This window comes from Methanococcoides orientis, assembly GCF_021184045.1.
Classification (GTDB): Archaea; Halobacteriota; Methanosarcinia; order Methanosarcinales; family Methanosarcinaceae; genus Methanococcoides; species Methanococcoides orientis.
The window spans coordinates 1,217,089-1,232,339 of sequence record NZ_CP073710.1; the positions used below are offsets into that span (position 1 = coordinate 1,217,089).

Here is a 15,251-nt window from a genome sequence, read left to right on the forward strand (position 1 = left end):
TGGAGATAATATCTATGGAAGTGACCCAAAGTAGCATTCCGAAATCATAATAACCCATCCAGACCATCAAACAGCTATGACCCTCTTGTCAAAAAATGAACTTCGAGAGCTTGTGCTTGCAAATCCTCCCCTTGTAGAGAACATGATAGACATGGATACCCAGCTCCAGCCAAACGGTGTGGAGATGACCCTCCAAGAGGTCAGGACCATTGAAGGTGCAGGAGCAGTTGACTTTGATAACTCCGGCAGAAGGATATCAGAAGGCAGCAAGATAGAATTCGATGAAAAAGACTGGATACACCTTGAACCAGGCATCTACAAGGTGCTCTTGAACGAGGTCGTTAACATACCAAAGACACTGGCAGCCATCGCCAAACCACGTTCCAGTCTTATCAGGTGTGGGGCTACTCTTGAAACCGCTGTATGGGATGCAGGATATTGTGGAAGGAGCGAATGCATGCTGGTTGTGTACAATACTGCCGGGTTCGACCTCCAGAAAGACGCTCGCATAATGCAGCTTCTTTTCTACCACCTTCACACAGAAGTGAATGAAGGTTATTGTGGAAGATACCAGCATGAGAATATCTGACATGGCAGATAATAGCATTCACGTAAAGGATATGTAATATAATAGGTATCTTCTCTAGCATGAGCGAAATTGGCAAATCTGTCAGGATGGAGCGTATTTTCGACAGAAATACGGGAAATGCTATAATCATACCAATGGACCATGGCGTCGGTGCAGGACCTATCAAAGGTCTGATCGACATGCCATCAACTGTTAACAAGGTTGCAGAGGGTGGTGCGAATGCTGTCCTTGGTCACATGGGACTTGCAAAGCACGGACACCGTGGCTATGGAAGAGATGTAGGACTTATCATACACCTTTCCGGTTCCACATCACTCGGACCCGATCCAAACCACAAGGTACTTGTTACGACCGTTGAGGAATCTATAAAAGTAGGCGCTGATGCTGTCTCTGTTCACATCAACGTTGGTGCTGATGATGAAGCAGCAATGCTCCAGGACCTTGGATATATCGCAAAGAAATGTGACGAATGGGGAATGCCTCTTCTCGCAATGACATACCCAAGAGGTGCAAAGGTCAAGTCCGAACTTGATGTCGAGTATGTGAAGCACGCAGCAAGAGTTGGTGCCGAACTTGGTGCTGACATCGTCAAGACAAGTTACACCGGCGACCCGGACTCTTTCAAAGAGGTCATTGATGGTTGCCCGGTTCCTGTAGTAATTGCAGGCGGCCCACAGATGGACACTGAAAAAGAGCTGCTCGAAATGATCTACGATGCACTTCAGGTCGGCTGCAAGGGTGTCGCAATGGGCAGGAATGTGTTCCAGTCCGATGACCCCACAAGGCTTGTAACAAGGATCTCAAAGGTAGTCCACGGCGGAATGACAGCAGACGAAGCCATGGAAGACTAAGATAAGACACCATATGCCGGAGATCCCGGCACTCATTTTTTAGTTTAAAATACTTTTTTGTATTAGCTACTTTGTCCGAAAAATAGGGTATTTATCGGTCAACGATACGATTTTTCAGTCACTTTTTATTTTAGTTGTAGATTAAGCAAATATTGATAGAATATGAGCAAACTACCACCAGAATCAGCATCTATTTAGCAGCATTCGTTTCTTCAGCATTCATTTAGCAACTAATAGAGATGTTCGATAATATCTTGAATCATACCAAGATATAGTAGCTAATCACTATTTATACTTTGTTTTATATAATAATAATTATTAGTTAAAAACTAATATATAAGTGTATACGTGATATAAACATGTATTTATATAAGAAAATATTTCTTTTGTGATAATAATGATGCATACCTTAGCACAAAAAATTAACATAAAATAATTTGGAAAATTGCCAAATTTTAATCTGAATAAAGTGGAGAGGACTATGTTAAAATTTTCATCCAGCAGTACCACAGTTGTAAACTCAAAGAAAGCCATCGCAGAATGTCTTGAAAATGCACTCGTTGATGAAGAGAACACTGATTGCGATCTTGTTGTAATCTATGCCACGGTTGGCCATAATCTGAATGATATCTTAGTTGAAGCACACAAACTCGCGCCCAGTGCACAGATTGTGGGTTGTACCTGTTCAGGAATCATTGGTAAAGAAGGACCTAATGAAGCAATGCGATGTCTGGCGATCATGACGGTAAAAGGCGGGAAAGATGAATATGCCGTAGCCATCAAAGACAATATAACAGGTCCAAATTCGTATGAGGTCGGTGCCCAATTGGCCCGGGATCTAAAAAGTAAAAATTCAAACATCAACATGGTCCATTTTCTGGCATCTGGCATCGATATTGCTGCCGACAAAGCGCTGGAAGGCATCGAGTCCGTTTTTGGTCGCGATGTTCCAATATTTGGAGCTACCTCTTCTGATAATATGAAAGCCATAAACAGCTTCCAATTCGTTGGCGACCAGATATTTGAAAAAGCTGCATTAGCAATTGGTTTTGCAGACCCTACACTTGAGGTAATTACACAAGCCTCCCATGGTTTCGCAATCATGGAAATGCCTTTTGAAGTTACGCGCTCTGAGTCGAACCGTGTGTACGAGCTGAACGGGAAGCCAGCCTGGGAATGCCTGACAGAGAATCTTGGATTACCCGAGACAGCACGACTTGAGGATACGATCCCAATTGGAGCACTTGCGGAGGAACTCCCAAAAAACTTACATGAAGAGTATGGCAACACCCACATCCTTCGTGTGATAGCAAAGAAAGGAACGGATGGTAGCATCTACATGCCTGTTGAGTGCCCCGAAGGCACAAAACTTCATCTTACCAAGAGGGATGAAAATCTAATATTTGATGGTCTTGATCAGATGGTTGGACAGATAGTAGAAAAATGCAACGGTCGTAAACCTGTCGCCGTTTTCCATGCAGACTGTGTCGCAAGAGGAAGAGGAATGTTAAACCGTATCCTTAAGGATGAAATTGTAGCCAGGATGCAGTATCCCCTATGTAACGATGAGGATGTACCATGGCTGGGGATGTACGGACTGGGCGAATTTGCAAGATTAGGCGGAAGAGACCAATTCCATAACTATACAACAGCTCTGTATGTCATTGTCAAATGCAACGAATAATGTAGCCCCCCAGTGTATTCGCACCAGACATCTCGCAACATGAATGAATAAAGGTAAAAATGATCATGAATGGTGAGACCTTGAACTATGATGAGCTTAAAGCCAAGTATGATAAGCTACAGAAACAGGTAAGCTGTTTTTCTGCGATTGAGCAGAAGCTTGTCGACACAGGAGATCTCCTTGATCAAGAGCTGGAGCGCTTTAAGTCGATCCATTCATACAACAAGAAAGCCATTCGGAGTAAAGATCTACACGAACTTTTGTTGATAACGGTAGAATCCATAGTTGAAGTTTTTGAGGTTGAATGTGGTGCATTCTTCACTTACGACATGGCTAACAATAGCTTAACGCTTGTGGAGGATTATGGTTTTGATGAAAAATATCCATTGGTCATGGACTGGATAGTTTCCGATGACATTGTGAACGCAAGAGAAGCCGTCTTTATCGAGGATTCCGGCCCGACAAATCCCTGGGAATCGCTAGGATTATGCCAGGTTATTTACGCCCCATATTATAAAGATAGGGATTTGCAGGGATTCGTTCTGGGAGGACGATCCATAAAAAAGAAGGAGTTCTATGACAAAATCGATGAAGAGCTCAAACCGTCTTTCATGGTATTCACTCAGCAGATGAGCGCATTGCTGCACAATCTTGAATCACAGGAAATTATCCGACAAAATGTAGCAGAGCTGACAAGTACCAACAACCAGCTCCAACAAGAGATCACACAACGTAAGCGAGCAGAGTACCACATCAAAAGGATGAACGAATGTTTCTTAAGTTTCGGGACTGACCCATTAGAGAACATCAATTACCTTACAGCTCTTTTCGGAGAAATGATGGGAGCTACCAGTGCACTCTACAACCGATTAGAGGACGGTTTACTCTGTTCATGGGGTCAGTGGAATACACCAACTAACTACAACCCCGTGGATGAGCCTGAAGGACATCTTTGCTATGATGTTATACAGCGTGCACAAGATCACTTGATGGTGGTCCGGAACCTTTCCGAAACAGCATATGCACACACAGACCCAAATGTAATCCCATATGGATTAAAGACCTATGTAGGAGCAGGGGTTAAGCTTGGAACAAACTACGTTGGCTCCCTGTGTTGTGTATTTCAGAACGATTTTGTACCCACAAAAGAAGAGAAATGGATGATCGGGGTGATTGCAACGGCAATAGCCGTGGAGGAAAAACGAAAGTGGGTACAAGAAGAATTACTTAATTCTGAGAACAAGTATCGCATGATCTTTGAACATTCTCCGGTAGGAATTTTCCATTATGACCAAAATGGAGTTATTACCCATTGTAATGATAGTTTTGCAAAGATCATTGGACCACCTGTAGAAAAGATAATCGGATATAATATACTGAAGTCACCGGAAAATGTTCAAGTGTCTAAGGTCGTTAGAGAAACACTTTCTAAAAGATCAGGACATTTTGAAGGAGAGTATCGATCTGTCATCAGTGGTAAACGTACAATGATCAAAGCTGAAGCTAACCCTATTTTATCGAAGAACGAATCTTCTCAGGGAGGCATCTGTGTTGTAGAGGATATTACCGAACGCAAACAAGCAGAAGAAGTTCAGAAAAAAGATACCTTGTTAAAAGAGATCCATCATCGGGTGAAAAATAACCTTCAGGTAATTTCCAGTTTGCTCAATCTTCAATCTCGAAACTTCAGTGATGAAAAAGTGATCGATGCATTCAAGGAAAGTCAGAACCGCGTCCGATCAATGGCCATTGCCCATCAGAAACTGTACCAATCAAAGGATCTGGCAAGTATAAATGTTGGGGATTACATCAAAAATTTGACGACCTACCTTTTCCAGACATACAGGATAGGCAACCGTGCAGTCAAATTGAAACTGGATGTTGATAACATTAACATGGGAATAGAGAGAACTATCCCCCTTGGATTGATCATCAATGAAATTGTTTCAAATTCCTTAAAGTATGCTTATCAGGAAGAGCAAGAAGGCGACATCAATATCGAATTCCATCTTGAAAACAAGATGTTTACACTTATTATCAGCGACACTGGGACAGGTATTCCTAAAGAGCTGGACTATAGGAATTCACATTCATTAGGTTTGCAACTGGTAACAACACTTGTAAAACAAATTCGTGGTGAAATAGAGCTTGATCGAAGCGAGGGTACTAAATTCGTGATAACTTTTGAGGAATAAGTGAGGAGTTGAGGGAGCTTTAATGACAACACAAAAAATATTAGTTATAGAGGATGAACTCATTACAGCCCTGGACATAAAGAACACGTTGGAATATTTCGGATATTCAGTCCCTTTCACTTTTGCATCCGGGGAAGAAGCTATTGAAAAAATAGAAGAGATTTGTCCGGATCTGGTGCTGATGGATATTATGCTGGATGGGGATATGGACGGTGTCCAAGTAGCTGAACATATACAGACACTCTATAATATTCCAGTTGTCTACCTTACCGCTTATGCCGATGACAATACCTTGCAGCGAGCAAAGATAACAGGACCTTTTGGTTACATACTCAAGCCTTTTGAAGAGAAGGAATTATACACCATTATAGAGATAGCCCTTTATAAGCATGAGATGGAAAATAAATTGAAAGAAAGAGAAGAAAAGTATTCCGCTCTTGTCGAAAATGGAAATGATGGAATTATTATTATCCAGAATTTCATGATTAAATATGCAAACCCGAAAATGCTGGATACAATCAATTACTCCTTTGATGAAGCAAACGAAATCCCTTTTATGAATTTGATCTCGCCCGAGCATACAGATCTACTAAAAGAGAGATATGTAAAGAGGCTGGAAGAAGCCATTAAACCGGATTATGAGATAGATATCCTGTCAAAAGATGGAAAAAGAATACCAGTTGAGATCAATGCATCTACCATCCAATACAAAGGTAAACCGGCAGATATGGTAATCATAAGAGATATCACAGAGAGGAAAAAAGCAACTGATGCTTTGATGGAATCAGAGAAAAAATATCGAGAGTTGGCTGAAAATATTGAAGAAATGGTATACTGTATTGACCCTAAAACCTTTGAAACAACATTTACTAATCCGGCTGTTGAGAAAATTTTCGGATATACTATTGAAGAATGGTACAGTAATCTGAATTTATGGAAATTTACCATTCACTCTAAAGATAGAGAGAAAGTCCTTTTAGAATATGAAGAAATGCAGACAAATCTTGAAAATGGTGTTTTAGAATACCGTATAAGAAGAAAGGACGGAACAATAAGGTGGGTAGAAAATCACATTGCATGGATAATAGACAAAGAAAGAAACACTGTTTCAATTAATGGTATTATGCATGACGTGACTGAACGTAAAGAAGCCGAAATTGCATTAATGAATGCAAAAATTACTGCTGAGTCTGCCAATAAAGCAAAGAGTGAATTTCTTGCAAATGTAAGCCATGAATTGAGAACACCCCTTAATTCTATCATTGGTTTTTCAGATTTCCTTCTCCATTATGACGAATATTTGCTCAATGATAAGCAAATAAGATACATAACTAATATATCTAAAAGTGGTAACCATTTACTAAGCCTTATCAATGATATTCTGGACCTTTCAAAAATAGAGGCTGATAAAGCGGAGCTTCAGAATGAAAAATTTATAGTTTTAGAGATATTGAATGATGTAATATCAATTGTTTCTCCTCTTGCAGAAAAAAAGAATATCTGCCTGAACACAAGTATCGAAGATGATGATCTTTGCATTAATGCTGATAAGATAAAATTAAAACAGGTTATTTTTAATCTCTTATCTAATGCTATAAAGTTCACCCCTGATGGTGGTTCAATAATGGTTAGGGTGGAAAAGAGCACTGAATACTTGATCATCAAAGTCAAAGATACAGGAATTGGCATTTCAAAGGATTATCATGAAACAATCTTTGAGCCGTTTACACAAGTTGATTCTTCGAGCAGTAGGTTACATGAAGGTAATGGCCTCGGCCTTGCCCTTGTGAAAAAAATCGTTGAGATGCATAATGGTGAAGTCTTATTAAAAAGTGAACTCAGTGAAGGAACTACAATAGGATTTAGCATTCCAACCGATTTATAAAATTCGTTTCCTTTTTTAAAATATATTAATTACCTCAATAGAAGAAAAGATATGCAATACATCCCAACTTTGATATTTTTGCTTTTTTCCGAAAAGACTGTATTTCTTTAGAATAAGCATAAAAAATATCAATCTTTAGAAATAAAGAAACCATTTCAAAAATAAAGGTTTGGAATTAGAAGTTCAGGTAATAATTAAAAGATAAGAATCATAGCAAGATCGGTGATGGAATAACCAACAAAATCAGTTAGTAGTGGTGGTACAATATGATTTACGATCTTGCTTAACTAATACAATATATTAATGACTATATATAATTTTCGAAATTGTTTTTTGTTTTGTATGTAAAAAATAAATGCAAATGTTTCGAATAATCGATGCGACATCCCATTGATCGATAAATAATAAAAATATAAAAATAAGCAGTTTGAAAAATAAAAGCTCAAAGCTGGAAGCTTTAGGAATAACTAAAAATGAAGAATAATAGCAAGACCGTGATGGAATGACCAATAAAAAATCAGTTTGTGGTGGTGGTGGTACGATATGATTTTTTCGGTCTTGCCTAAATAATAATATGCATTAGTAACTATATAAAGATGTTGCTGATTATTATTATTATTATGAGGTCTGTGTATTGAACATATTTTTTGAAACTCAGCACCAACATAACCAAATGAAAAGAAATGACCAAATTATTTTACTACACACATGAATCTGATCTTTGACAGGACAAATAAATAAACAAATGAATTTATAAATAAATTTCAGATATCAAAAGCTAAAGTCAATATTTTTATGATGAAATGGTTCCTTACAGACACAAATTTATATGTGGAAAGTGCGTTAATCAGAAATATAAACCAGCCAACATATTGAAAAATATAAAAATGAACTAGGGTTTCAGATATTCCCATTACATACAGGCAGGAAATATCGATAATATAGCATATTATAATCCCCAACAATATGATCGCGGAATTATGAGGATCTATCATGGACAGGTATGAACAGGTAATTGAACTGGCAAAAAGACGAGGTTTTTTGTGGAACTCCTTTGAGCTGTACGGAGGTACTGCAGGATTTTATGATTACGGACCTCTCGGAAGCACTTTAAAGAGAAGGATCGAGCAGATCTGGCGTGAACTCTATGTCATCCATGAAGGATTCATGGAGATAGAAACGCCTACCGTTGGTATCGAAGATGTTTTTGTTGCATCCGGTCATGTTGGAGGTTTTTCCGACCCTCTCTGCGAATGCAAGGAATGTGGCGAAGCGTTCCGAGCAGATCACCTTGTTGACAAGATAGTAGAAATTGCAGATGCTTTGAGCAACGAGGAACTTGACAGGCTGATCAAGGAGAACGACATTGGATGTCCCGAATGTGGTGGCGAACTTGGCAAAGCTTATGAGTTCAACCTTATGTTCAAGACGAGCATCGGTCCGGGTACAGGAAGACAGGGCTACATGCGTCCTGAAACTGCACAGGGAATGTTCATAAATTTCCAGAGGCTTTCCCGATACTATCGTGAAAAACTACCCTTTGGTGCAACCCAGATAGGAAAATCATACCGTAACGAGATCTCACCGAGGCAGGGAGTCATCAGACTTCGTGAGTTCACACAGGCAGAAGCTGAGATCTTCACACATCCGGAAGAAAAGACCCATCCGAACATTGGTAGGTTCGAAGGTGTTACATTAAACCTTTATTCAGATGAAGCACAGCAAAAGGGTGTTATCGAACAGATGACCGTCAGGGAAGCTATCGACCAGAACATCATTGCACATGAGTTCCTGGCCTACCACATTGCACTTACAAACAGTTTCCTGCAACGTGTGGGTATTGCTGCAGATAAGCTCAGGTTCAGGCAGCACCAGAAAGACGAGATGGCACACTATGCTATCGATTGCTGGGATGCTGAGATACTGACCGACAGGTTCGGCTGGATCGAGGTCGTTGGAATTGCGGACAGGACAGACTATGACCTGATGGCACATGCAAAGACCAGTGGAAAAGAACTTGTTGTCAATATCGAGTATGATGAGCCGAAGATGATAGAACAGTTCGTGGTCAAGCCAAACATGGCAAAAATGGGACCTCTGTTCAAAGGAAAGGCAAAGGCTGTTGCTGATGCACTTAAAGAATTAAGCTCCGACGAACTTGACAATGAAGAGATCAAGGTAACCGTTGATGGTGAGGAGTTCACAGTTCCTTCTGATATCATATCATATGCACAGGAAACTGTCAAGGTCAGCGGTGAAAAGATCGTACCGCATGTCATTGAACCATCCTATGGTATTGACAGGATCCTCTACTGCACAATGGAACATGCCTTTGAAGAAGAAATGGTCGCTGCAGAAGGCGACGAGGAAGAAGAGGAAAGGATAGTCCTCAGGTTCCAGAACGAGGTCGCACCTGTACAGGTAGCTGTCCTGCCACTGCTTACAAGAGAAGAACTGATGGGGCCTGCAAAGCAGATCGCAGAAAAGCTTCGAAACAGGGGACTGCTTGTAGCCTATGATGACTCAAGAGCCATCGGCAGACGTTACCGCAGGAACGATGAGATCGGAACACCATATTCCATAACCGTCGATTATGATACGATCGAGGATCATTCCGTGACCATCCGAGACCGTGATACAATGGAACAGGTAAGGGCACCAATCGATGGCATTGAAGATGCAATATATGACCTGGTCTATGGAAAGAAGGACTTTGATACCGCAGGTGTGAAGCTGTAAACACTTTCACACCGCTTGCCTCATATTTAATAAGGTTAAGAACGTAATTGCATCAAGCAACTTTCAAACCTGTAATAAATATGAGCAACTTTATCAAACACTCCCTGGTCAAACCAGATACTATAGAACAAAGGCTCTATCAGCTTGACCTTGCCGGAAAGGCACTATCAGCACCAACACTGGTAGTTTTGCCAACCGGCCTTGGTAAGACCATTGTTGCACTTCTTGTTATTGTTTCCAGATTAGAAAAAGCCGGAGGAAAGGTCCTTATCCTTTCCCCCACAAAACCACTGGTTGAGCAACATGCTTCTTTTTTAAAAACTGCCCTTAACATACCCGAAGAAGAGATACTGACATTCACAGGTGCAGTTTCCCCTGAGAACAGGGCAAAGCTCTGGGAAAAGGGAAGGGTGATCATATCAACACCACAGGTCATTGAGAACGACATCCTCACAAAAAGAATCAGCCTCGAGGATATTTCACACATCACTTTTGACGAAGCACACAGGGCTGTCGGGAATTATGCTTACACCTATATTGCAGAGAGATATTTCCAGGATGCTAAGAACCCGCATTGTCTTGCTATCACTGCAAGCCCGGGAAGTTCCGATGAGAAGATCAGTGAGGTCTGCAACAACCTGTTCATAAGTTCAGTTGCCATCAAGACAGAATCCGATTCGGATGTTGCCCCATACATTCACAAAAAAGAGATAGAATGGAAGCACGTCATACTGCCGGATGAGATGAAAGAGCTGAAAAAGCTCCTGGACAAGGTCCTTGATGACAGGTTCAAGAAGCTTGGGGAACTTGGATATTCCCTCTCATCCGGGAAAAGTGCTTCAAAAAGGGATCTACTGGGCCTGCAGAAGAAGTTGCAGGGAGAACTAAGAGGCATGGCCGATCCAGCAGTGTTCAGTGCATTATCCATACTGGCCGAGATCATGAAAGTAAATCATGCAGTGGAGATCATTGAGACACAGGGTATCGAATCCCTTTCAAAATATGCTGACAGGCTGGAGAACGAAGCAGTCTCAAAGAGCGGAAGCAAGGCTGCAAAACGCCTTTCTGAAGACATTTACATGAGACAGTTCTACCACAGGATAAAAGAATGCAGCACAGAGCATCCAAAACTTAATGTTGTTCGTGACCTTGTTTCAAAGGAACTCACTGACAAGCCAGAATCCCGGGTTATTGTCTTTACAAATTATCGTGACACCTCTGAGATGGTCACAAACTCCCTTTCCGAGATAGAAGGGATACGACCTATCAAGTTCGTGGGACAAAGCTCAAAATTCCGTGATAAAGGACTCACACAGAAACAGCAGGTTGAGATCATCGAGAAATTCAAAGCAGGGGACTACAATGTCCTCGTAGCGACCTCAGTAGCTGAAGAGGGACTCGACATACCTGCCACTGACCTTGTACTTTTCTACGAACCAGTACCCTCCGAGATCAGAAGCATACAGAGAAAAGGTCGTACCGGCAGAAAGCATGAAGGAAGAGTCGTTGTACTGGTTACCAAAGGTACAAGGGATGAAGCGTACTACTGGAGTTGTACCCATAAGGAGCGCCGGATGCAGAGCAATATGCAGCAATGGCAGGAGACAATGACCTCCGACAATGATAATCACGACATTACAGGTGAATTTGGAGTCAGCCAGAAACAGCAAACGGGACTCTCAGACTTTACAGATGATGAAGTAACAGTTGTCCTTGACCAGAGGGAGATCCGAAGCACTGTAGCACGAAATCTTGAGAAGATGGGGATTAATATCGTTGTCAAGACCCTTGAGGTCGGAGATTATATCGTCAGCGACAGGACAGCCATCGAGCGTAAGAGTGCAGAGGACTTTGTGAGTAGCTTGCTTGACAGGGACCTTTTCAGGCAAATATCCGACCTTTCAGGAGCCTATGATAAGCCCATAATGATAATTGAGGGAGAAGGCTTGTTCACTTCCAGAATGCTTAATCCGAATGTGATACATGGAACCCTTGCAGCCCTTGTTCTTGACTTCGGCGTATCTGTATTATACACACGAGATCCTGAAGACACAGCATCCCTTATCAGCATCCTGGCAAAAAGAGAGCAGGTTGATGAAAAGCGAGAGATCAGTGTGCATGGGAAGAAGTCTTCAATGTTGCTTTCACAGCAGCAGGAATACATTGTATCCTCCATTAGTGATATTGGACCCAATGCTGCGAGAAATCTGCTCGAACATTTTGATTCGGTTGAAAATGTCATGAAAGCCGAACAGGATGAACTTACAAAGGTCAAGAACATCGGACCAAAGACCGCATCAAAGATGAGGGAAATCCTCACAGGTAAATATAAAGGATAAAAAGGTGAACAAGGGCAGAATCGCCCTGAAATTTATTAAAGCATGTTCATTTCTATTTTTTAGCCTGATAAGTTCCAACCTATTACACCGATACCAGACCGATAAGCTTCAACATATCACCCCGATATTTGACCGATAAGTTCCAACTTATTGAACCAATAACTAAACTGACCATGCCATTAAATTAGCTATTTAATTTGCCATTCAATTTTGATCCTATCGGTCATCAGCAAGCTATCAATGAACTGTTCGACCGATCTAAGACCAGGTGTTCAATTAAGCCTTTCAAGGATATCAAGGCATTTTTCCATTATCTCAAGATATTCCCTGATCCTGCGAGGATCATTCTCGGAATGAATCAGACTTGCAATGGATTCTAACTTCATTTTCAGCATATCGGCAACAGAGCCCGTGACTTCCACGTGTTTGGCCGAGGATGCAGGCACAGATCCCTGCCTTACATCAGGAGAAGCAAAAGAGATTGGCACCTGGTCTGCTGGAAGTTGTCCTGCAGGTACTGAAAATGTTGTGGCTTCCTGAACCGGAACATTCTGTGGAACAGTGGGGACTTCTGACCTCATCGTTTGTTCCTGTGAAGTCATATTTGTGCCAACAGGTTCGCCCTGACAAATAGGACAAAGGACATCGCCGTGATACCTGAACATAGGGGCTCCACATGTTGTGCAGTGCTGTGCAAGCATTGTGCCACCAAGTTCCAGTAATCTTGAGATCTGTTTTATTTTATCGTCACTATCGCTCATTTATTCACCTTTTTACTTACTCCATGAATGAAAGTCTTTTTATAGGATATAATTGTTAGGGATACTACAGCATTGATTCTTATTTTATATCATTAAACCATTTTAAGGTGATCCAAATGTTAGGAGCCAGCCAACCTGAAGACGTCATAAAGCAATGTACGCAAGTGTTAGAACACATCGCAAACGATAATTCAGTTCCAAGGAACATCAGACGTTCAGCAAATGACATCCTTGCAACATTGAATAACGAAGCAGAGCCACTATTCCTTAGAACATCATCCAGTATTTCAATACTGGAAGATATCAGCAACGACCCAAATATCCCGTTGCACACAAGAACCCTTATCTGGAATGTTGCAAGCCAGCTTGAAACAATTCCTGTAGACGATTAATATCAAAACTACCCACGATAAGTGGGAAGAGATCCGGTCTGATGATTCAGACCAAACTTATCCTTTTATTTTATGCATATTGTAGCTTACATGCTTTTCCCGAACGTAAGTATAATAGCCATTGATAACTTTTTATGCATGAAATTACGATTACTACCTACGATAATTACTATAAATTAAAAGAGATTTTATCATGAAATTCGATCCTGAAGCCATAAGAAAAGCAACCAAAGAAGACTTTGATGCTACATGGAAAAATGGGAAGGACCTTGTTCACAGATCAGGGCTGAACCAGCAGTACCCACACACATCATTCAATTTTGGAAAAGCACATCCGGTCTACGATACAATATCAAAGCTCAGAGAAGCCTACATGCGCATGGGCTTTGACGAGATGATGAATCCGCTAATTGTGGATGAACGTGAAGTTCATAAGCAGTTTGGCCACGAAGCACTGGCAGTCCTTGACCGCTGTTTCTACCTGGCAGGATTACCAAGACCAAACGTTGGCATCTCCGACCAGAGGATCGCAACAATAAAAGAGATGCTTGGAGGTATTGATGATGACGGGATCGAGATCATCCGAAAAGTTCTCCATTCATACAAGAAGGGAGAAGTTGAAGGGGATGACCTTGTCCCCGAGATCGCACACAAGCTCGATGTTTCTGACGCTCTTGTTGTCGAAATGATTGACCAGGTATTCCCGGAATTCAAGGAACTTACCCCTCAGGCCACCAGGAAAACACTTAGAAGCCACATGACATCCGGATGGTTCCTTTCCCTTGCAGGCATACTGGAACGTGCAAGACCACCATTCCACTTCTTCTCGATAGACCGTGCTTTCAGGAGAGAACAGCAGGAAGATGCATCACGGCTCATGACCTACTACACTGCTTCATGTGTGATCATGGATGAAGATGTCACAATCGACCATGGAAAAGCAGTTGCACAGGGACTTCTTTCCCAGTTCGGTTTCGAAAAATTCCTTTTCAGGCCTGATGAGAAGAGGAGCAAATATTATGTCCCCGACACACAGATCGAAGTGTTTGCATATCATCCGAAACTTGTGGGCTCAAATACAAAATACTCCGATGGCTGGATAGAGATCGCAACCTTTGGAATATACTCACCAATCGCTCTTTCAGAGTACGATATACCATACCCGGTCATGAATCTCGGACTTGGTGTTGAAAGGCTTGCCATGATCCTCCACGACTCCACCGACCTGCGTGCAATGACATATCCACAGATCCCACAGTACTCCGAATGGACATTGAAGGACGGAGAACTGGCAACGATGATATTTGTGGACAAGTTGCCCGAAACCACCGAAGGTCAGGAGATCATGGACAGCATCGTAGAGCAATGTGAGCTACATTCATCAGAACCAAGCCCATGCGAATTTGCTGCCTGGGAAGGATCAATTCACGGAAAAAAGGTCAAAGTATCCGTAGTAGAGCCCGAAGAGGATACAAAGCTCTGTGGTCCAGCAACATTCAACGAAGTGCTTGTCTATGAGAATGATGTTCTGGGACTTCCAAACAACAAGAAGTGGAAGAAGGCTTACGAGAACCACTCAGCAAGGACAGGCGTAAGGTTCCTTGATGCTTTTGCAGCACAGGCAGCCAGGGAGATCGAAGAAGCAGTTGAGAGCGGTGAGAATACAGTGGAAACACGTGTAAGGATCGTTAAAGTGCCATCCGAGATCAACATAAAACTAGACCCACTTGCCCAGAGATACATAACTGGCAAGAACAAGAAAATAGATATCCGCGGCCCCGTCTTCACAACTGTCAGGGCAGAGATCGAATAAAAA

Annotated in this window: 10 protein-coding genes; 9 read left to right on the top strand and 1 reads right to left on the bottom strand. The window is 41.7% G+C overall.

The window, feature by feature from the left end:
- Positions 1-76 precede the first annotated feature (76 nt).
- The 7 genes from J7W08_RS05825 (at position 77) to J7W08_RS05855 (ending at position 12,282) form a co-directional block, all read left to right on the top strand.
- Positions 77-589 (top strand): deoxyuridine 5'-triphosphate nucleotidohydrolase, encoded by a 513-nt coding sequence (locus J7W08_RS05825; protein ID WP_233085684.1) that lies wholly within the window; start codon positions 77-79, stop codon positions 587-589.
- 59 nt (positions 590-648) lie between these two features.
- Complete coding sequence (locus J7W08_RS05830; protein WP_233085685.1) at positions 649-1,440, top strand: 2-amino-3,7-dideoxy-D-threo-hept-6-ulosonate synthase; 792 nt, start codon at positions 649-651, stop codon at positions 1,438-1,440.
- 481 nt (positions 1,441-1,921) lie between these two features.
- Positions 1,922-3,124, top strand: coding sequence for an FIST signal transduction protein (locus J7W08_RS05835; protein WP_233085686.1), 1,203 nt, complete (start codon positions 1,922-1,924; stop codon positions 3,122-3,124).
- A gap of 59 nt (positions 3,125-3,183) precedes the next feature.
- A complete protein-coding gene (locus J7W08_RS05840) occupies positions 3,184-5,319 on the top strand; it encodes a histidine kinase dimerization/phosphoacceptor domain -containing protein (protein ID WP_233085687.1) in 2,136 nt (711 codons plus the stop codon).
- A 22-nt stretch (positions 5,320-5,341) separates the two neighbouring features.
- On the top strand, positions 5,342-7,204 hold the full coding sequence (locus J7W08_RS05845) for a hybrid sensor histidine kinase/response regulator (RefSeq protein ID WP_233085688.1): 1,863 nt from the start codon (positions 5,342-5,344) through the stop codon (positions 7,202-7,204).
- Between the two features lie 993 nt (positions 7,205-8,197).
- Positions 8,198-9,943: a glycine--tRNA ligase gene (glyS, locus tag J7W08_RS05850; protein ID WP_233085689.1), complete on the top strand. Its 1,746-nt coding sequence runs from the start codon at positions 8,198-8,200 to the stop codon at positions 9,941-9,943.
- A gap of 80 nt (positions 9,944-10,023) precedes the next feature.
- Positions 10,024-12,282, top strand: coding sequence for a DEAD/DEAH box helicase (locus J7W08_RS05855; protein WP_233085690.1), 2,259 nt, complete (start codon positions 10,024-10,026; stop codon positions 12,280-12,282).
- Between the two features lie 272 nt (positions 12,283-12,554).
- On the opposite strand, the gene J7W08_RS05860 is transcribed toward J7W08_RS05855, so the two are convergent.
- Positions 12,555-13,043 carry an Sjogren's syndrome/scleroderma autoantigen 1 family protein gene (locus J7W08_RS05860; protein WP_233085691.1) on the bottom strand — a complete coding sequence of 163 codons (489 nt, stop codon included), beginning with the start codon at positions 13,041-13,043 and terminating at the stop codon, positions 12,555-12,557.
- A 116-nt stretch (positions 13,044-13,159) separates the two neighbouring features.
- Between J7W08_RS05860 and J7W08_RS05865 the strand changes: the two genes are divergently transcribed.
- Positions 13,160-13,435, top strand: coding sequence for a stationary phase-response protein (locus tag J7W08_RS05865; protein WP_048196360.1), 276 nt, complete (start codon positions 13,160-13,162; stop codon positions 13,433-13,435).
- Between the two features lie 193 nt (positions 13,436-13,628).
- Entirely contained in the window at positions 13,629-15,248 is a 1,620-nt protein-coding gene (gene sepS, locus J7W08_RS05870) for an O-phosphoserine--tRNA ligase (RefSeq protein WP_233085692.1), read from the top strand.
- Positions 15,249-15,251: the final 3 nt, after the last annotated feature.

What these genes read in the sequence shown, in the direction of transcription:
- J7W08_RS05845 (WP_233085688.1), top strand. Translation starts at nt 5,342, where the DNA reads ATGACAACACAAAAAATATTAGTTATAGAGGATGAACTCATTACAGCC.
- J7W08_RS05825 (WP_233085684.1), top strand. Translation starts at nt 77, where the DNA reads ATGACCCTCTTGTCAAAAAATGAACTTCGAGAGCTTGTGCTTGCAAAT.
- J7W08_RS05860 (WP_233085691.1), bottom strand. Translation starts at nt 13,043, where the DNA reads ATGAGCGATAGTGACGATAAAATAAAACAGATCTCAAGATTACTGGAA.
- glyS (WP_233085689.1), top strand. Translation starts at nt 8,198, where the DNA reads ATGGACAGGTATGAACAGGTAATTGAACTGGCAAAAAGACGAGGTTTT.
- J7W08_RS05835 (WP_233085686.1), top strand. Translation starts at nt 1,922, where the DNA reads ATGTTAAAATTTTCATCCAGCAGTACCACAGTTGTAAACTCAAAGAAA.
- J7W08_RS05855 (WP_233085690.1), top strand. Translation starts at nt 10,024, where the DNA reads ATGAGCAACTTTATCAAACACTCCCTGGTCAAACCAGATACTATAGAA.
- sepS (WP_233085692.1), top strand. Translation starts at nt 13,629, where the DNA reads ATGAAATTCGATCCTGAAGCCATAAGAAAAGCAACCAAAGAAGACTTT.
- J7W08_RS05840 (WP_233085687.1), top strand. Translation starts at nt 3,184, where the DNA reads ATGATCATGAATGGTGAGACCTTGAACTATGATGAGCTTAAAGCCAAG.
- J7W08_RS05830 (WP_233085685.1), top strand. Translation starts at nt 649, where the DNA reads ATGAGCGAAATTGGCAAATCTGTCAGGATGGAGCGTATTTTCGACAGA.
- J7W08_RS05865 (WP_048196360.1), top strand. Translation starts at nt 13,160, where the DNA reads ATGTTAGGAGCCAGCCAACCTGAAGACGTCATAAAGCAATGTACGCAA.